The following is an 18,571-nucleotide window of genomic DNA, read 5'->3' as shown; positions in this document are numbered from 1 at the left end:
TACTCACCCCCATGCCGGTAGATTTCACACGTCAATGACACAATCGATTCAGCAAAAAGGGAATAAAAATGAAAAAGACATTGGTTCTGACGACGATCGCCCTGCTGGTTTCCGGCTCGGCCGCGGCAAAAACATGGGTGCTGACGAACGCTGAAGAGGGTATGGATAAAGGAAACTGGCAGATCAACAGCGATCAGCTGAAGGTGAAAGATCATGCGTTCAGCATTGAGCAAAAAGTCCTGCACGGCGGTAAGCAGGAAGGCAGCAAAATCCTCACCATTCATAGTAAAGACGGCCTGACCATCACCCTGAGCCCGACACGCGGCATGAACTTGCTGCGTATTGAGGGTTTCGGCAGCCGGATGGGCTGGGATTCGCCGGTTAAAGAGGTCGTCAACCCGGCGTTTATCAATCTGGAAAGCCGCAATGGCCTCGGCTGGCTGGAAGGATTCAACGAGATGATGGTCCGCTGCGGCTATGAATGGACCGGCCATCCGGTGACCGCGGACGGGCAAATTTATACCCTACACGGCAAGGCGGGCAACACGCCGGCCTCTCTGGTGGAGGTGGAGGTGGCCGACAGCGCGCCGTATGAAATCCGCATCCGCGGGCTGGTGAAAGAGAGCACCTTTAAAAAAGCCGATCTGCAGACCCTGACCGAACTGCGCTACGTGCCGGGTAGCAACAGCTTCAGCTTACATGACGTCTTAACCAACCATGCCGACTATCCGCATGATTATCAGATCATCTACCACAGCAACTTCGGCACCCCGATCCTCGAAGAAGGCGCGCGTTTCCTCGCCCCGATCTCCAGCATCAGCCCGTTCAATGATTACGCGAAGAGCGGGTTAAAAACCTGGCAAACCTATCAGGGACCGACTAAAGATTTTGACGAGATGGTATTTAATATTCAGCCCCTGGCCGATGAAAATCACCAGACCCTGGCCGCCGTGGTCAACAAAGCGGGCGATAAAGGGGCCTCTATTCAGTTTGATACCCGTCAGCTGCCGGTCCTGACGCTGTGGAAAAACACCGATACCGTCAAGCAGGGCTACGTCACCGGTATCGAACCGGGGACCAGCTACGCCTATCCGGTCACCATTGAACGCAAACAAAAACGCGTGAAGCAGCTGCAGCCGGGCGCCAGCGCGCAGTTTGATCTAACCTACACCCTGCTGCACGACAGCGCCCAGGTAGCCGCCGTTGAGCAGAAAATCGCTAAGATTCAGGGCGATAACAAAGTCGCGGAGAACGAGACGCCGATCGCCAAAGAGTAACAGCGCCGCCAGTCGAATGCCCGGAGCGGTACGCCGAGCCGGGCTACTCCCGCCCCATCACCTCGTGCCCGAGATCCCGGGCAAACTGCTGATACTGCCGCTCACCGAGCGGCTGCGGGTAGCTCAGCACCAGCAGCTCATGATCCGCAATGCCCTGATGATAGCTCGGGTGATGATGCGCCCAGGGATTAGCATGGAACCCCATCGACTGATAAAAGCGCAGCCGTTTATGGGCGATGGCCGTGGTTAGCGGATCGATTTCCAGAATGGTCAGCGGGGCGCGCGTCAGGATCTGCGCCAGCAGCTGTTTACCATAGCCGCGGGAGCGCAGCGTGTCGTCGATCGCCAGATGTTCGATATAACCGTAGCCGGCAAACTGCCAGCAGCCGCTGAGGCCGACAAAGACGCCTTCATCGAACCATGCTTCCAGCGCGTAGCGCGGGTGGCTCAGCGCCTGACGTTTGGCCTCGCTTTCGCGCTGCTCGTGACACGGAAAGGCGCGCGCGTAAAGCGCGTCCAGCATGGCGAAATGGGGCGAGTCGGTAGAACGTACGCTTTCGCAGGTCAGCATCACACAATTCCTGGTAGCTAAAATAAAACTGCCCTCACGCGGAGGGCAGTTACCGGAGGCGTACGCGCTTATTCAGCCGCGGCCGCTTTTTGCGCCAGCTTATCCAGCAGCTTCTGATGAATACCGCCGAAGCCGCCGTTGCTCATCACCAGGATATGGTCGCCCGGGTGGGCGGTTTTGACCACCATCTCCGCCAGGGTATCGACGTCGGCGCTCCAGTGGGCCGGCTGGACGCAGGCTTCCGCCACTTCCGCCACCTGCCACGGAATATGCTGCGGCTGCAGGAGGAACACTTCATCGGCGCGGCCGAGAGACGGCGCCAGATCGTCCTTGCAGACGCCCATTTTCATGGTGTTAGAGCGCGGCTCCAGCACGGCGAGAATGCGCGCGGTACCGCCTACTTTACCGCGCAGCGCCTGCAGCGTGGCGAGGATTGCCGTCGGATGATGGGCGAAATCGTCATACACGGTGACGCCGTTGGCTTCGCCCCGCAGCTCCAGGCGACGGCGGGCGTTGATAAAGCTGCCCAGCGCGTTCGCGGCATCCGCCGGCAGCACGCCGACGTGACGCGCCGCGGCAATCGCCATCAGGCCGTTATGCATATTATGCTCGCCGACCAGCGCCCACTTCACTTCGCCGACCTTTTCGCCGTCGAGTAAGACTTCCCACTGCGAGGCGTCGGCGTTCAGTTTTTTCGCCTGCCAGTGGCCCTGCTCGCCCACCAGCTCCTGCTCGCTCCAGCAGCCCATCGCCATCACCTGCTTCAGGTTGATGTCGTTCTCCGGCAGGATAATTTTGCCTTTGCCCGGCACGATGCGCACCAGATGGTGGAACTGTTTCTGAATCGCCTTCAGGTCATCAAAGATGTCCGCGTGGTCGAACTCAAGGTTGTTGAGGATCAGCGTCCGCGGGCAGTAGTGAACAAACTTGGAGCGCTTGTCGAAGAAGGCGCAGTCATATTCGTCGGCTTCAATGACGAAGAACGGGCTGTCGCCCAGGCGCGCGGAGACGTCGAAATTGCCCGGAACGCCGCCAATCACGAACCCCGGTTTATAGCCGCAGGCTTCAAGGATCCAGGTCGCCATGCCGGCAGTGGTGGTTTTGCCGTGGGTCCCGGCGACGGCCAGCACCCAGCGATCGCGCAGCACGAAGTCGTGCAGCCACTGCGGGCCGGACATATAGGGAATATTATTTTCCAGCACCGCTTCAACGCACGGGTTGCCGCGAGTCATGGCGTTACCGATGATCACCAGGTCCGGCCGGGGCTCCAGCTGGCTGGGGTCATAGCCCTGAATTAAATCAATCCCCTGGTTTTCCAGCAGGGTGCTCATCGGCGGATAGACGTTAGCATCCGACCCCGTTACCTCATGACCGAGGGAGCGCGCCAGCATGGCCAGCCCCCCCATAAACGTGCCACAGATTCCTAAAATATGAATGCGCATTCGTCATTTCCTTTTCTTATCCGGGGCACATTTTACCCATATCCCGGGCCCTGGCGAAATGCATTTCAGGCGAATCTGTATTTTGCTGGCGCGATTCACCTGTGCGCACTTTTTTGATTCTTTGTTAAGATTGTTGCGTTCGTTTTACTCAACATAAAAATGCAGGGAACGAGTTATGAAAACGTTAGGTGAGTTTATTGTTGAAAAGCAGCACGAGTTCTCCCACGCCACCGGTGAGCTGACTGCTTTGTTGTCAGCAATAAAGTTGGGCGCCAAGATCATCCACCGCGATATCAACAAGGCCGGTCTGGTCGATATCCTGGGTGCCAGCGGTGCTGAAAACGTTCAGGGCGAGGTTCAGCAAAAACTCGATCTGTTCGCTAATGAAAAATTAAAAGCCGCACTGCGAGCACGCGATATTGTTGCCGGGATCGCCTCTGAAGAAGAAGATGAGATTGTCGTCTTCGAAGGGTGTGAACACGCCAAATACGTGGTGCTGATGGACCCTCTGGATGGCTCCTCTAACATCGACGTTAACGTCTCTGTCGGTACGATCTTCTCTATCTACCGTCGCGTGACGCCTGTCGGCACGCCGGTGACAGAAGAAGACTTCCTGCAGCCGGGCAACAAGCAGGTGGCCGCGGGCTATGTGGTCTACGGATCGTCGACGATGCTGGTGTATACCACCGGCTGCGGCGTTCACGCCTTCACCTACGACCCGTCCCTTGGCGTCTTCTGTCTATGCCAGGAGCGCATGCGCTTCCCGGAGAAGGGCAATACCTACTCCATCAACGAAGGCAACTACATCAAATTCCCGCAGGGCGTGAAGAAGTACATTAAGTACTGTCAGGAAGAGGACAAAGCGACTCAGCGTCCTTATACCTCACGCTATATCGGCTCGCTGGTGGCGGACTTCCACCGCAACCTGCTGAAAGGCGGCATCTATCTCTATCCGAGCACCGCCAGCCACCCGGAAGGCAAGCTGCGCCTGCTGTATGAATGCAACCCGATGGCCTTCCTCGCCGAACAGGCGGGCGGTAAGGCCAGCGACGGTAAAGAGCGTATTCTGGATATTATCCCGGAAAGCCTGCATCAGCGTCGCTCCTTCTTCGTCGGCAACAACCACATGGTAGAAGACGTCGAGAACTTTATTAAAGCGTTCCCGGACGCCTAAGCGCCCTGCCCGCTCCTCCCGCGCCTGCGGGAGGAGCATTTCTTAGCGACTCCCCGCCCCGCTCACCCGCGTCACCGCCGCATTTTGCCGATTTTCCCACAGCACGGTCAGACCACGCTGCAGCGCGATAAAGATAAACAGCAAAATGCCGATGGCGATTTTCGTCCACCATGAGCTGAGGGTGCCGTCGAAGTTGATGTAGGTCTGAATCAGCCCCTGGATCGCCACCCCGAACAGCGTTCCCAGCACGGTACCGACGCCACCGCTGAGCAGCGTACCGCCGATCACCACCGAGGCAATCGCATCCAGCTCGACGCCGACGCCCGCCAGCGCATAGCCCGCCTGGGTATAAATGGAAAAGACAATCCCGGCCAGCGTCGCCAGTCCGGTGGAGAGCATATAGATACGGATCGTGGCGCTGCGAGTCGAGATCCCCATCAGATTCGCCGACATGGCGTTGCCGCCGATGGCATACACCTGGTTGCCAAAGCGGGTGCGATGGGCGACAAAAATACCGGCCACCACCACCAGCAGCATCAGCAGTCCCATGGCGCTGAGACGACCGCCGCCGGGAATGGTCCATGCCAGCCCGGACAGGGTGTCGTACACTGGGTGGTTAATCGGAATCGACTCCTCTGACACCAGATAGCTCACGCCGCGCAGGAAGAACATGCCGGCGAGGGTGATGATAAAGGCCGGGATCTTCAGGGCGTCAATCAGCAGCCCCATAAACGCGCCGAAGGCGCAGCCCATCACCAGCACCAGCGGAAAGGCCACCAGCGGCGAGATTCCCCAAAAGCCAATTGCTTTGGCGAGGAAGACGCCGGTAAAGGCGATCACCGACCCCACCGACAGATCGATCCCGCCGGAGAGGATCACAAAGGTCATGCCCACGGCGATGATCCCGAGGAAGGCGTTATCCGTCAGGATATTGCAGATCACCCGCGTTGAGGCAAAACCGGGGAACTGGGTCAGGCAGTAGAGGTAGCCCAGCACAAACACCGCAAGGGTGATCATCAATGGTAAATTACGTTTTATCATGGCCGCGTACCCCTTTCAGTAAACCGATAAAGCGCGGCGACTGGACAATCAGTACGCACAGCACCACCACCGCTTTCACCACCTGGTTGAGCTCCGGCGGGAAGCCGGAGAGCAAAATCCCGGTGTTCATTCCCTGGATAATCAGCGCCCCCACCACCGAGAGCAGCAGGTTAAAGCGCCCGCCCATCAGCGAGGCGCCGCCGATGACCACCGCCAGAATGGCGTCCAGCTCAAGCCATAGCCCGGCGTTATTGGCATCCGCGCCGCGAATGTCCGCCGCCACGATGATCCCGGCGATCGCCGCGCAGACGCCGCTCAGGACATAGGCCAGCATCACCACGATGCGGGTATTGACGCCGGCGTTTTTCGCCGCGCGGATGTTGATCCCTACCGCCTCAATAAACATGCCCAGCGCCGTTTTACGGGTAAACAGCCAGAACAGCAGCAGCGTAGCGGCGGCGACGATCACCGGCGTCGGAAACAGCAGAAACGATCCGCTGCCGAGCCACGCCAGGGCCGGGGAATCAAAGGTGACGATCTGCCCGGCGGTGATCAACTGCGCCACTCCGCGCCCGGCCACCATCAGGATCAGCGTCGCCACAAAGGGCTGGATCTTAAGGACCGCCACGAGGATGCCGTTCCACAATCCGGCCAGCGCGCCCGCGGCCAGCGCGGCCAACAGCACCACCGGCAGGCTGTGCCCGGCGACGGTCATCGAGGCGGCCGTCGCGCCGGCAATCGCCATCACCGCCCCTACCGACAGGTCGATGCCGCCGGTGGCGATCACCAGCGTCATGCCAATCGCCAGCAGCGCCACCGGCGCGGCGCGGTTGAGAATATCGATCGGGCTGCCAAACAGGCGGCCATCCTGGAGCACCACCTGATAAAAATGGGGCGCCACCAGGCTGTCTACCAGCAGAACCAGCAGCAGGGCAATAATCTGCGGGGTGCCCTTCGGCCAGGTGAAGCGTCGCTTCTCCGGGCCGGTTTGCGAAAGAGATCGAGGCATCATGGGTTACTCCTTATGCCGCAATAGCGTTCATGATCGCCGGAACAGAGAGCTCGGCGAGCGGGATCTCCGCCACCTGTCGGCGATCGCGCAGGATAATGACCCGATCGGCGTAACCCACCAGCTCCTCCAGTTCAGAAGAGATAACCAGCAGCGCCAGGCCATCGGCGCAGAGGGTTTCAATCAGGCGAATAATTTCCGCATGGGCGCCGACGTCGATGCCGCGGGTCGGCTCATCGAGGATCAGGAACTGCGGTTTGGTCAGCAGCCAGCGGGAGAGCAGCACCTTCTGCTGGTTGCCGCCGGAGAGAAACTCGATCGGCTGCTCGGCGCTCGGAGTACGGATCCCCAACTGGCGAATAAAGCGCTCGGCGATCTCATTCTGCTCCCGGCGGGGGATCGGCCGCAGCCAGCCGCGCTGCGCCTGCAGGGCGAGAACGATATTTTCCCGCACCGAGGCAGCGGCGATAATGCCGTCGGTTTTGCGATCCTCCGGACAGAAGCCGATCCCGAGGCAGGACGCCTGATGCGGGGAGCGCAAGGTCTGCGGTTTGCCTTTGATCCACGCCTTCCCGCTGTCCGCCGTTTTAATGCCGAAGATCACCTCGGCGGTTTCCGTGCGTCCGGAACCCAGCAGGCCGGCGAGGCCTACAATTTCTCCCGGGCGGACCTGCAGGTCGAACGGGGCGATGGTTCCTTTTTTACCGTAGCCTTCAAACGCCGCTACCGGTTTATCGCTCAGCAGGGTACGGCCCGCCCGCTGCAGGGCATTGTGGTCCAGTTCGCGACCCAGCATCATTTTCACCAGCTCAATCTGCGGCAGCTCGCGGGTCTCGCGGCAGCCGACGAAGCTGCCGTTACGCAGCACGGTGATGCGGTCGCTGACCGCATAGACCTGGTCGAGAAAATGGGTGACGAAGATCAGGCTGACGCCGTTATCCCTGAGCTGGCGCATCAGGGTGAACAGCATCTCCACCTCCTGGGTATCGAGGCTGGCGGTGGGCTCGTCGAGGATCAGCACTTTGGCCGACAGGTCGATGGCCCGACAGATAGCGACGATCTGCTGCATCGCCACCGAAAAGCGGTTCAGCGGCTCGCGCACGTCGAGGGAAAAGCCGTAGGAGGCCATCAGCGCCGTCGCCCTGGCCTCCATCTCTTTACGTCGCAGCAGACCAAACCGCCGCGGTTCACGGCCGATGAACAGGTTATCCGCCACCGACATATTAGGCAGCAGGTTCACTTCCTGGTAGACGGTGCCGATCCCCAGCTGCTGGGCATGGGCGGTATTTTTGGGCGAAATAGCCTGGCCTTCCAGCCAGATAGTGCCGCGATCGGCATGGTAAACGCCGGTCAGCGCTTTGATCAGCGTCGATTTTCCGGCGCCGTTTTCGCCCAACAGGGCCATGATTTCGCCGCGCCGCAGGCTAAAGTTGACGTTATCCAGCGCCTTAACGCCGGGGAAGAATTTACTAAGTCCTTCGGTGCGAAGGATCTCCTGGTGTGCCTCGGCGCTCATAATCGATGTCACCTTCAAATGATGTCAGGTTACCCCGGGTCGCGCTGGGCTTCCCGGGGTTTCTGGAACGCTGCTTTTTACCCTCTCCCACCGGGGAGAGGGATGGAATGAGGGGCTCCCCACTCAGTAGCCCATATTTTTCTTCTTCTCTAACTCTTCTTTCGCCGTATCCGGCAGATACAGCGTCGATTTGGTAATGGTCAGCTTCTCCGGCAGGGTGCCGTCTTTTTTGTATTTCTCCAGCGCATCAAACGCCGGGCCGGCCATATTTGGCGTCAGTTCGACGCTGGCGTTGGCTTCACCAGCGATCATCGCTTTATAGATATCCGGCACGCCGTCGATGGAGCCGGTCAGAATATCTTTGCCCGGCTTCAGGCCAGCTTCTTTAATGGCCTGGATGGCGCCGATGGCCATATCGTCGTTATGAGCGAACACCATGCAGATGTTTTTGCCGTTATTCTCAGCTTTGATAAAGCTCTCCATGACCTCTTTCCCTTTACTGCGGGTGAAATCGCCGGACTGGGAGCGGATAATTTTGATATTCGACGCTTTGGCAATCGCGTCGGCGAAGCCTTTCTTACGATCGATGGCCACGCTGGCCCCAACGGTGCCCTGCAGTTCAACGACGTTACACGGCTTACCGTCGACGGTTTTCACCAGCCAGTCGCCAATCAGCTGGCCTTCCAGCACGTTGTTGGCGGTCACGGTGGTCATGTAGAGATCTTTATCTTTAACATCAATGGAACGGTCGAGGAGGAAAACCGGGATCTTGGCCTCTTTCGCCTCTTTCAGCACCGGTTCCCAGCCGGTGGCCACCACCGGCGCAATGAAGATCGCGTCGACCCCTTGAGCGATAAAGGAACGCACTGCTTTGATCTGGTTTTCCTGTTTTTGCTGACCATCAGCGATCTTCAGGGTGATACCGCGCTTGGCGGCCTCCTCTTTCGCGACGCTGGTTTCCGCCGCACGCCAGCCGGATTCAGAACCGACCTGCGAAAAACCTACGGTTAGCGGGGCAGCTATCGCCATAGACGACATAGCTGCGGAAACTGCTGTGACAAGAAGTAAGCGCTTCCACATAAGGGTATCCTCGTAGGGTTATTGTTGGTTAAAGTCTCACCTGCGGACAAACTATAGACAATCGGTGATGTAACTGAATGCGTTACATCACACTTCAAAAAAGTAAATGAGATGTTAATGTCGGCCCTACTGCCCAGCGGAGAGCCGATAAGGCTTCGCAGGGAGCGCGGCTGTTGCGGTTTATGACGTTTTTTTAAGCAGTATGATAAATCAATCACATGCAATGAAAACGGTTACATAAATTTATTCATGATGTGGCTATGTTTATGGATTTTCATGTCATTATTACGCGAAAAATTCGGAGCACTCTGCGGCGATATCGGGAAAAAGAAGCGAAGACTTTCGATGTGAGTTGGCTATAATACCGAGCACTTGTTTGCCATACATTTTAAAGGAAACAGACATGAGCTTACTCAACGTACCTGCGGGCAAAGATCTGCCGGAAGACATCTACGTCGTGATCGAAATCCCGGCGAACGCAGATCCTATCAAATACGAAGTCGACAAAGAGAGCGGTGCACTGTTCGTTGACCGTTTCATGTCCACGGCAATGTTCTATCCGTGCAACTACGGCTACATCAACCACACCCTGTCCCTGGACGGCGACCCGGTTGACGTGCTGGTCCCGACTCCGTACCCGCTGCAGCCGGGCTCCGTGATCCGCTGCCGTCCGGTTGGCGTTCTGAAGATGACCGACGAATCTGGTGAAGATGCGAAACTGGTTGCCGTACCGCACACCAAGCTGAGCAAAGAATACGATCACATCAACGATGTGAACGACCTGCCGGAACTGCTGAAAGCCCAGATCACTCATTTCTTTGAGCACTACAAAGATCTGGAAAAAGGCAAGTGGGTTAAAGTCGACGGTTGGGACAACGCGGAAGCGGCGAAAGCCGAAATCGTTGCCTCTTTCGAGCGCGCTAAGCAGAAGTAATTCTGTCTCAGGCAGGGTCATCCCCTGCCTGATTGCGGCACGGATAGCCGCGATAACACCATGGAGGGTGTCCCGTGAAAAGCGTTCGCTATTTCACCCTTAACTTTTCTGGCTTCACGACCGCCGCCTGTGAAAAACAGGGGTATCTGCGCCTTATCGCCGGCGACCATGTCTTTTATACCGATAAACGCTATTTTAACGACCCCTCGCTTTTTGACCGCCTGACGATCAATCAGCCTCTGCACCTTGGCGTCCGCCGCCTGGACAACGGCAGTTACTGGATCCACTGGCTCAGCGATGGCGAAACGCTCCTTGAGCCCAGTCAACGGGTAAAGCGCTGGGCCCGGCCGCTGCTGAGTATCAGCCTGCTGACGCTCATCGTCGCTCTTATCCCGCTCATGATGAGCACCTCAGAATGGGGAAGGTTCGGCTTCGGCATTATCGCGATACTGGCCTTCATCGCGTTGTTAACCGGCCTCTGCGAGCTACTGTTCCACCGGGCGCTAAAAATGCACCCCGCCATGCGCGATCTGTTGGCGAAGATGGCGCAGGCCCGCCGCCGCGACTTTTCCTTTTGCCAGCCGCTACCGACTACGGCGCAAACCCTCCGCCAGTCGGCGAAGCCTTTTACGCAAGCCCTGCCGGAACGCTATGCCGTCCGGACGGGAAAAATTAGCAATATCATTTTTAAGAAATGGTTCGCGGGGAACCCAACGCGGGAATACCATGGCGTTGGGATACAATGCGACACGGCGCCGCTGGCCTTCTTCTGGCAGAACGGCTTCGCCAACTTCGGCCTGCATCCCTTTTTTTACCGCCGTCAACCGCCCTTTCTCGCTATCGGCGATCGGATAGTCGTCGTCTACCAACGGAAAGATAACGACGTCCAGGCGTTATACAACGTCAGCGACGGGGGCGCTTTTCTGAAAAATCATCCCTGTTATCCCGGTGACCGGCAAATGTCGCTAGTCTATAACCTGTTTTATGGCATGGTGCTGGTGATGTACCTCCTCATACTCGGCATGTCGCTAAATAACCCATACAAACCAGCCAGGGGATTTGGGTGGTTAATTCAGGATTCACTGGACATGCTGTCCCTATTATTACTCAGTTTCGGCGGGATCCTGGCGGTACTGGAGCTGATTGGCCCGACGGCCTGGTTATTGTCACACCGGGTGGCTGACTGGATGAAGATGCGCTCGGCGATGCGGCACTACCTGCAGGGAGCGGCCCGCCATACCGCGCTCGAGGAGATCATGTAATGTTCAGCACCCCAACACGACGATTATTATTCCTCGCGCTGACGACGTTGGCTTCCGCGATGTGGCTGGCGAAGGATCATCTCCCGCTCTGGTAAGGAGTGGGTCGGCAACGCGTGATACGTAAAACACCATCATTTCATCAAGGAAGGAACCTTGTGAAACAGACCCATTATTTCACCGTGAATTTTACCGGCTTCACCACTGCCGCCTCGGAAGAGCAAAGCTATTTACGCCTCATTGCAGGCGAGCATGCCTTTTATACTGATAAACGCCATTTTAAAGACCCCTCGCTTTTTGACCGTCTGAGGCTCGGCCAGCCGCTACATATCGGCACTTGCCGCCTAAAGGATGGCAGTTACTGGATCCACTGGTTAAGCGATGGCCATATTTTGCTCGAACCTTCCCGGCAGCCGCTGAGTATTAAAAAGCTTCTTCGACCTGTCGGCTTGGTCTTTTTTGTTTGCTTGATCATTCTCGCTTGTGCTCCATGGTTGGATATTTTTTTATTATTATGTTTTATCACAATGTTGGTGAATCCCTTCGGCATCTTCTCTTTTTGCTCTTGCAATTTCTCACTCAGGTTACGTGTTCTCAATGCGAAAATGCAGCGAACGAAGCAAGGCGATATTTCATTCTGTCAGCGTCTGGAAATTCTACCCGCTACTTCTGAAAGGCATCCACCATCGGCCAACAACGAGATAGCGCTGCCAAAAGAATTTGCGCTTGAAGAAGGCGTGATTCTGAATAGTTATTATCAAATATGGTTCGCTACGAGGGTAAGGCCTTATTTTATCAAAGAAGGCGCCTGTTTTCAGCTGGCGACTCGTCACTCGTTTTTTTCAGCGCACTTGACCTGGCTGAGCGATGCCCTGAATAATCGTTGTCGCCCGCCATTTCTTGCCGATGGGGACTGGGTTATCGCCGCACGCCGGCATGGATACGATGATCTTCAGGCGTTATACAATGTCAGTGATGGCAGTGTTTATTTAAAAAATAGCCCCTTTCATCCCGGCAATCAGCAGATGGCATCAATTTATAAAATCGCGTACGGCCTCGTACTCATAGTGATGTTTTTTACGCTCACCATCAAACTGCACGACCCCATGCTTAATCTGGGCAGTTGGCCATTTTATCGTGAAATGCTTACCAGGCTGACAGGCACCCTGCTCCCGATTAACCTGCTGTTAATAGTGATGGAGTTTGTCCGTATGATTGCCCATCCCCTGTCACGTCGGGTGGCCGGTAGAGTGAAGGTACATCAGGCCATATTACGTTATGCCAGACGTCAGGGCGCCAGAATGACGCCATGGGAACTGAAGTAATAAAAAACAACGCCACCCGAAGGTGGCGCTGTCGTGGTTAATACTGGTCGCGATCCAACCAGTTGCCGTTCGCTATCAACGTACAACCCTCAACGGAACGTTGATAGACATACATCCATGCGCTGCCGTAAGGCGTCTGAATCAGGTGGCGCGCATACTCGCCCCCCTTGGTGCGCAGCGCATCCAGTTCGGCCAGCGTCGATGCATCAATACGATAAACTTCACCATGTACTGTGCCTTCGCCGGGCACCGCGCCTGGATAGTGGCCCAGGCTGTACAGCTGATAATCGTCGACACTATGAGCGCCCAGCCACTGGGCGTTGGTCATCCAGTGGCTGTTGCCTTGTTTGCGTCGTAAACTGCCGTAAACAAATATTCGCATTGCTAAAACTCAAACTGATAGAGCAAATCGAGCGCCTGGTCGATGCCAGACACCGCTTCCACATATAGCTTAGGCATCAGGCGATAACGTAAAGTCAGCGTCGCCAGGGAATCGAAGATACCGACCCCGTATTTTACCTGCAGACCCGGCAGTACATAGCCGCTGACCACCACCTGGGAAGAATCGCCTACCCCTTCGGTGTCCAACGCCAAGTTGCTTACGCCAAACGTCTCGCCGATTTTACCCACAACCTGACCACTTTGTGCAACCCCCATACCAATAAGCATTGAGGTCATCGCGGCGCTATCGCTCTGACCACTACTCAAACCCTGGCCGCGCAGCAGATAAGACAGCGCTTCCTGCTGGGACATAACCGGATCAGAGAAGATCTCCGCTTTCGGCTGATCGGCGGAGCCGGTGACGCGAACGCCGGCGATCACATCGTCTTCGGTGGCATCCGGGTTACGAATCGCTTCGATATTCAGCAACGGCTGATCCGGCGGACCGGAGAACAGCAGCTCCCCTTTGCGGACAATCAAGTCCTGACCATAGGCGTGGAAACGGCCGTCCGGAATATTAATCTGCCCGTTGAGGCCCAGCCCCTGCTTGTCCTGCGCCACTTTCAAATCACCGGTCAGACGCGCTTTCAGGCCGAAGGCTTCCAGACGAACGTTGTTGCCGACGTGAATGGTCAGGTTGCTGTTGATCGGGATGCTGGCGCTCTGCTGCTTAATCGGCTTGAGGTTTTTATCCAGCATCACTTCATCAGAGGAGACGCCGACCGCGCTCTCCGGCACCTCGTTGACCACGATCCGCGCCCAGGGCACATCCACTTTGCCGTCGAGATTGAACAGGCTTGGCGTGGCGGTAAACACCACATCCGGCGATACATCGAGACGCACCATCGGCGGCACCGTGATCCGCACCCGGCTGCCTTTCGCCGCAATTTGCGCCCGCCAGTTATCGATCTGCGTCCAGTCGGCATTACCGCTGAGGGCGATTTGCCCCTGGCGGGTGTTCACCGTCCCCTGCAGGGTCGAGCGCGTGCCGTTGAAGTTCATCGCCAGCTGGCTCGGCTGCATATCAAACGGCATAAAGTTGCCGTCGATATCCACCCCGCTCAGCTGCATCTGGCCGAACAGCTGCGGACTTTTCACATTACCGCCCAGACGCAGACGGGCGTTGAGCCTTCCCTCTGCCTTTTCACCACGAGCGAAAATCGGGTTGATCATCGCCAGCGAGAAGTTGCTGATATTGACGTTGCCGCCGAGATTACGCCGCCCCTGCGGGTCGGTAACCTGCACTTGCCCATCCAGTTGACCATTGTTGGTCAGGCGGATAAGCCAGCCCAGCTCGGCGCGATTGTTGTGCAGGTCGGCGCTGAGGTTCAGCGTATCGAACGCCACCGGCAACGGCGCGTCGTTGACGACCTGGGTCACCTTGACGTTGCGCCCGCTGAGGGTCACTTTGCCCTGCGGCAGTCCCTCTTTGGTGGTGTCCCAGCTCACATCGGCATTACCAGTAAACACGCCGCTGGCCTGGGTCGCCTCCGGCATAAACGGCTTGAGCATCGCCAGATCGAAGCGGTTGAGATTCACCCGCGCCCGTCCGCTGGCGCCCGCGTCAATGGTTTCAGGCACGCAGAGCTCGGCGTTCGGGTTGGTCCAGCAGTGTGGCCCGATGCTGATTTTCTGCTCCAGATTGCGATAGTCCAGCGCAATGCTGCGCGTCAGCGCTACCGGCCCCACCGGCGTCTGGAAGCGGGTATCGCTCAGCGAGCCCTTCCAGCGTTCGGCCTGACGATCGAAGCTGCCTGCCAGCGTCAGCTGGCCGGAAACCGGATCGCCCTGCACGCGCAGCCGCAGCTCATGCTGTTTCTCTGTACCTTTGGCATTGAGCTGCACCAGGCTGATATTGACCCCCGGCTGGCTGATGCGATCCACCCGCACGTCCAGGTTACCGCCAATCTGATCGGTGGATTTCACATCCCCTTTGACGTTGACCTGGGCGATGGTCAGCTCCTGCCAGCGCAGCGCCCGGGCGGTGATATCGGCCAGCAGCTGCGGCGCATCGACTGTGCCGCGCACTTTTACCAAGCCCTTCGCCGTCCCGCCGAGCCCCGGCAGCGCATTATCCAGGTGCGGCGCATCGATGGTGGCGTCGAGATTAAGATCCTTCACCCCCAGCTCGCCTTTAATATCAGCGCTGTTCGGGCCTAACGCCAGATGCAGTCCCGGGATTTTCCACTGCAGATAGCTGTTACCCTGCAGCGAGCCCGCCACATCCACTTTGTTCTGCTTCACGTTGCCGGTAATTTTCAGCTCCGGCACCGACATCTGCCAGCTGCCGCCGTACAGGCTGCCCTGGGTCTTGATCCGGCCGTTAAGCTTCGACGGCCAGTCCGGCACCTCTTTGGCGGTGTTGATGCCGTCGAGGGTCAGCTCGCCGCGCCAGCTGATCGCCTGCTGCCAGTCGAGCAGCGCCTTCAGCTCGGTTTTCCCTTCCAGGGCGTTGACCGTCAGCTTGTCGAGACTGATCTGCCGTTCATTGCCTTTGGCGTTGAGGGCGATTTTCGCCGGCGGCAGCGATTGACCTTTCACCGCGGTGGAGAAGGCCAGCGCATAGTCGGTCATTTTGCCGCTGAACTTCAGCTGGACATCGTCGGCCTGGAACTGCTTCTCGCCGCTGAACGGCCAGGCGAGCTGCTTACTCTTCAGCTCCATATTGAGCGGCAGCCCGGCCTCCGCCAGCTGCGCATCCGCGCGCAGCGTGGCCGCGACCGGCCCGCTTAAGTCCACTCCGACTTTGAGCGTTTTACGCACTTCGCCGCCCACCTTCAGCTGCACCTTCTCCCCTTTCATCGGGTCGACGTTCAGGGTTCCGGCGAGGGTAATGTTCACCGGCCAGTTATCCTGCAGCTGCGCGCTGCCCGAGGCGCTGACCTTGCCCTGATCGGAGTCGATATCAAGGGCGTCGAGCTTCATCTGGCCGTCAATACTGCTGACTTTCAGCAGCAGGTTATACACGGTGATATCGGTATCGCCGGTCAGGCGCAGCTGCTCGCCGCGGAACGCCTGAATATTGAGGTTCAGCGGCAGATGGACATCGGTCATCGCCGGCAGCACCGGCTGCGAGAAGAGGTCGGTCATCGTCTCGCCGAGCGGTTTTTCCTGCGGCTGCGGGTTGTCAATTTTCGGCTCAACCACCTGCTCCTGCGCCACTTTCGCCACCTTAGGCAGGGCGATCAGCAGCCCCTGCAGCGAGGTCGGCGTCAGGGTCAGATTTTTCTCCTGCCAGTTCAGGCCGGTGGAAAAATCGCGTACGGAGACCGCGGTATCATCGATTTTAACGTTGACGTTATGCAGCGCGACGCGGCTGAGGGTGATCGGATAAGGAGTGGAGAGATTCAGCGGCCCGCTGTCCTCTTCCTCGACCGGCGCTGAGGGCGGCATCTTCTTGGTATCGACGGCGACGTAAATATCGCGCAGCGCGATGTCGTTAACGCACAGGCTGCTGTCCCACAGGCAGCGCAACCTGACGCTGAGGTGAAACTGACCGGCGGTCACCGCCACGCCGGGCTGTTCGTAGCGAACATTATCGAGGGTTAAATCACGCCAGCCACCGGTCACTTTGCCGATTTCCAGCCCCGGTACCCAGCGATCCGCCGCCTTGAACACCAGATGCAAGCCGGTGGTGGTCCCCACCAGGAACCCGACGGTTCCCAGCAGGAGCACTAACACGATTAAGACGCCGAGGCTTATCTTCTTCCATAAACTCATAATTCAGGCCCCAGACCGATGTAAAACTGTAACCCATGCTCTTCTTTGTCGCCGATCGGTCGGGCGATATCCAGCTTGATCGGCCCCACCGGCGACTGCCAGCGCACGCCCACCCCGGCGCCGGTTTTGAAATCGCTCTCGCGAATATCGCTGACCGCTTCGCCGCTATCGACAAACACGGCGCCCCACCATTTACCACTGACGTTGTACTGATACTCCAGCGAGCCGGTGGCCAGCTTCGAGGCCCCGATCAGCTTGCCGTCATCGTCCTTCGGCGAGATAGATTTGTATTTATAGCCGCGAATACTGCGATCGCCCCCGGCGAAAAAGCGCAGATCCGGCGGCACCTTGTCAAAGTTGTCCGCTTCGATCCAGCCAAGGTTGCCGCGCACCACAAAGCGGTGGCGGTCATAGAGGGTACGGATCCAGACGTCCTGGGCCTGCATCACGATGAAGTTGATGTCCGAGCCCCACATGGTGTTGGAGTAATCCACCGAGTAGCGCTGGGAATCGCCCCAGGTAGGCATCAGGCCGCCGCGGGAGCGAGTGCGGTTCACCGAGACCCCAGGATAAATCAGCATGGTGGTGTTGGTGACGTTCGCCTGGGTAAAGTGATCCAAGCTCCAGCGCAGGTTAATCGCTCGCTGCCAGCCGCTCGACATCTCCCAGAAACGCGAGACACCCAGGGTGGTAGAGTCGGCCTGGGTATCATTGAGGTCGGTACGCTTAAAACCGCCCTGCATCAGATAATACTGTTCAAGGGGGCTCTTCAGCAGTGGGACTTTATAGGTAAAGTCGAACTGCTGCTCCGGGGCGGAGAGGCTGACGCTGGAGGTCAGGCTGTGGCCATACGAGTTGACCCATGGTTTTTTCCACGTGGCTTTCACCCGCGGACCGACGTCTGTGGAATAGCCGACCCCAGTTTCCACGGTGTTCTCTTTGCGAGGCGAGACAACGCCCTGCAGAGGCAGCACCTTGGTTTTCCGCGACTTAGCAAAATCAGGCGCCACCACCACCGAACTGAACCAGCCGGTCGCCGCCAGGCGGCGGTTTAGCTCGGCCAGATCCTGCGAGGTGTAGTAGTCGCCCTCTTTAAACGGCACGAGGTTTTGCAGGTATTCATCGCGGATTTGCGAGCCAGAGAAAGTGACGTGGCCAAAGCGATAGCGTTCGCCGCTGTCGTAATCGATATCCCAGAACGCCTGATGACGGTCGAGGGAGACCCCGAGCTGGCTCTTAAGAAACTCGCTGTCAAAGTAGCCTTTGCGCAGGGCGACGCGGGTCAGCGAGCTCTTGAAGCCGTCGTAATCCCCGTGGTTGAGCACCGTCCCGATGGCCGGGCGCGTTTTCAGCAGCGCCAGGTAGTCGCTATCGGTGCGGGCGCCGCCGCGCAGAATCACCTCGGTTCCGCCAATGCGCACCGGTTCTCCCGGGGTCACTTTGGCGATCAGCACCTGACGTCCCCTTTTCGGCGGCGGACGCAAATCAAATTCAATCGTCGGCTCGTAATAACCCAGCGCTTTCAGACCTTCGCGAATGGCGTCATCGACGCGCGCGCGAAAGCGACGATCCGGCGTGACTTCATCGCTCTGGATGGTGGAAAGCTGGGCGCGAACGTTTTTCTCCAGCTCCCCGGATAATCCCTCAACCTGCAAACGCACATTCGCTGCGCTGGCGACCCCGCTGACCAGCAAAAGGCTGGTGACACATAACTGGCGGATTTTTAGCACATTTTCTCCTGAATATCCCTGTTTCCTCTACAGGAAACACTGGCGCCGCTCC

General features: G+C 57.8%; 14 protein-coding genes. 5 read left to right on the top strand and 9 right to left on the bottom strand.

Translation table 11 applies throughout. From position 1 onward, the window contains the following. Positions 1 to 68 precede the first annotated feature (68 nt). Positions 69 to 1,277 (top strand): aldose 1-epimerase family protein, encoded by a 1,209-nt coding sequence (locus KHQ23_RS24055; protein ID WP_032435472.1) that lies wholly within the window; start codon positions 69 to 71, stop codon positions 1,275 to 1,277. A gap of 43 nt (positions 1,278 to 1,320) precedes the next feature. Here the strand turns inward: KHQ23_RS24055 and KHQ23_RS24050 are convergent, their stop codons facing one another. Further along, positions 1,321 to 1,848, bottom strand: coding sequence for a GNAT family N-acetyltransferase (locus KHQ23_RS24050; RefSeq protein ID WP_015959305.1), 528 nt, complete (start codon positions 1,846 to 1,848; stop codon positions 1,321 to 1,323). A 68-nt stretch (positions 1,849 to 1,916) separates the two neighbouring features. Beyond that, positions 1,917 to 3,290: a UDP-N-acetylmuramate:L-alanyl-gamma-D-glutamyl-meso-diaminopimelate ligase gene (mpl, locus tag KHQ23_RS24045; RefSeq protein WP_002886886.1), complete on the bottom strand. Its 1,374-nt coding sequence runs from the start codon at positions 3,288 to 3,290 to the stop codon at positions 1,917 to 1,919. A 175-nt stretch (positions 3,291 to 3,465) separates the two neighbouring features. Here mpl and fbp point away from each other — a divergent pair, with 175 nt between their 5' ends. Next, a complete protein-coding gene (gene fbp, locus KHQ23_RS24040) occupies positions 3,466 to 4,464 on the top strand; it encodes a class 1 fructose-bisphosphatase (protein ID WP_002886827.1) in 999 nt (332 codons plus the stop codon). A 42-nt stretch (positions 4,465 to 4,506) separates the two neighbouring features. On the opposite strand, the gene yjfF is transcribed toward fbp, so the two are convergent. From yjfF to ytfQ, 4 genes are all read right to left on the bottom strand, one after another. After that, entirely contained in the window at positions 4,507 to 5,505 is a 999-nt protein-coding gene (gene yjfF / locus KHQ23_RS24035) for a galactofuranose ABC transporter, permease protein YjfF (RefSeq protein ID WP_004178367.1), read from the bottom strand. After that, positions 5,492 to 6,517: a galactofuranose ABC transporter, ATP-binding protein YtfT gene (ytfT, locus tag KHQ23_RS24030; RefSeq protein WP_004152011.1), complete on the bottom strand. Its 1,026-nt coding sequence runs from the start codon at positions 6,515 to 6,517 to the stop codon at positions 5,492 to 5,494. The genes yjfF and ytfT overlap by 14 nt, the downstream gene beginning before the upstream one ends. Before the next feature lie 10 nt (positions 6,518 to 6,527). Beyond that, a complete protein-coding gene (ytfR, locus tag KHQ23_RS24025) occupies positions 6,528 to 8,030 on the bottom strand; it encodes a galactofuranose ABC transporter, ATP-binding protein YtfR (protein WP_002886772.1) in 1,503 nt (500 codons plus the stop codon). Between the two features lie 123 nt (positions 8,031 to 8,153). After that, entirely contained in the window at positions 8,154 to 9,110 is a 957-nt protein-coding gene (ytfQ, locus tag KHQ23_RS24020) for a galactofuranose ABC transporter, galactofuranose-binding protein YtfQ (protein ID WP_002886769.1), read from the bottom strand. 403 nt (positions 9,111 to 9,513) lie between these two features. Here ytfQ and ppa point away from each other — a divergent pair, with 403 nt between their 5' ends. The 3 genes from ppa to KHQ23_RS24005 all read left to right on the top strand — a co-directional run bounded on the left by ppa (position 9,514) and on the right by KHQ23_RS24005 (position 12,628). Further along, positions 9,514 to 10,044: an inorganic diphosphatase gene (gene ppa, locus KHQ23_RS24015; protein ID WP_002886766.1), complete on the top strand. Its 531-nt coding sequence runs from the start codon at positions 9,514 to 9,516 to the stop codon at positions 10,042 to 10,044. A 74-nt stretch (positions 10,045 to 10,118) separates the two neighbouring features. Then, on the top strand, positions 10,119 to 11,306 hold the full coding sequence (locus KHQ23_RS24010; RefSeq protein WP_023343017.1) for a hypothetical protein: 1,188 nt from the start codon (positions 10,119 to 10,121) through the stop codon (positions 11,304 to 11,306). Between the two features lie 155 nt (positions 11,307 to 11,461). Continuing rightward, positions 11,462 to 12,628, top strand: a complete 1,167-nt coding sequence (locus KHQ23_RS24005; RefSeq protein ID WP_015959299.1) for a hypothetical protein — start codon at positions 11,462 to 11,464, stop codon at positions 12,626 to 12,628. 37 nt (positions 12,629 to 12,665) lie between these two features. Here KHQ23_RS24005 and KHQ23_RS24000 read toward each other — a convergent pair whose 3' ends face one another. From KHQ23_RS24000 to tamA, 3 genes are read right to left on the bottom strand one after another with little or no spacing between them, the layout of a single operon-like run. Continuing rightward, entirely contained in the window at positions 12,666 to 13,010 is a 345-nt protein-coding gene (locus tag KHQ23_RS24000) for a gamma-glutamylcyclotransferase (RefSeq protein ID WP_002886724.1), read from the bottom strand. Positions 13,011 to 13,012: 2 nt separating this feature from the next. Further along, positions 13,013 to 16,789 (bottom strand): autotransporter assembly complex protein TamB, encoded by a 3,777-nt coding sequence (gene tamB / locus KHQ23_RS23995; protein WP_032435471.1) that lies wholly within the window; start codon positions 16,787 to 16,789, stop codon positions 13,013 to 13,015. Then, a complete protein-coding gene (gene tamA, locus KHQ23_RS23990) occupies positions 16,786 to 18,519 on the bottom strand; it encodes an autotransporter assembly complex protein TamA (protein WP_002886722.1) in 1,734 nt (577 codons plus the stop codon). Before tamA ends, tamB begins: the two co-directional genes overlap by 4 nt. Positions 18,520 to 18,571 lie beyond the last annotated feature (52 nt).

Source organism: Klebsiella sp. 64 (assembly GCF_018223915.1).
In the GTDB taxonomy this organism is placed as follows: Bacteria; Pseudomonadota; Gammaproteobacteria; order Enterobacterales; family Enterobacteriaceae; genus Klebsiella; species Klebsiella pneumoniae.
The sequence above is the reverse complement of the archived record's forward strand: the minus strand, read 5'-3'. Positions and strand labels throughout refer to the sequence as shown.

Excerpts from the sequence above, each read along its gene's own strand:
- KHQ23_RS24055 (WP_032435472.1), top strand. The coding sequence starts at position 69 with ATGAAAAAGACATTGGTTCTGACGACGATCGCCCTGCTGGTTTCCGGC.
- KHQ23_RS24050 (WP_015959305.1), bottom strand. The coding sequence starts at position 1,848 with ATGCTGACCTGCGAAAGCGTACGTTCTACCGACTCGCCCCATTTCGCC.
- mpl (WP_002886886.1), bottom strand. The coding sequence starts at position 3,290 with ATGCGCATTCATATTTTAGGAATCTGTGGCACGTTTATGGGGGGGCTG.
- fbp (WP_002886827.1), top strand. The coding sequence starts at position 3,466 with ATGAAAACGTTAGGTGAGTTTATTGTTGAAAAGCAGCACGAGTTCTCC.
- yjfF (WP_004178367.1), bottom strand. The coding sequence starts at position 5,505 with ATGATAAAACGTAATTTACCATTGATGATCACCCTTGCGGTGTTTGTG.
- ytfT (WP_004152011.1), bottom strand. The coding sequence starts at position 6,517 with ATGATGCCTCGATCTCTTTCGCAAACCGGCCCGGAGAAGCGACGCTTC.
- ytfR (WP_002886772.1), bottom strand. The coding sequence starts at position 8,030 with ATGAGCGCCGAGGCACACCAGGAGATCCTTCGCACCGAAGGACTTAGT.
- ytfQ (WP_002886769.1), bottom strand. The coding sequence starts at position 9,110 with ATGTGGAAGCGCTTACTTCTTGTCACAGCAGTTTCCGCAGCTATGTCG.
- ppa (WP_002886766.1), top strand. The coding sequence starts at position 9,514 with ATGAGCTTACTCAACGTACCTGCGGGCAAAGATCTGCCGGAAGACATC.
- KHQ23_RS24000 (WP_002886724.1), bottom strand. The coding sequence starts at position 13,010 with ATGCGAATATTTGTTTACGGCAGTTTACGACGCAAACAAGGCAACAGC.
- tamB (WP_032435471.1), bottom strand. The coding sequence starts at position 16,789 with ATGAGTTTATGGAAGAAGATAAGCCTCGGCGTCTTAATCGTGTTAGTG.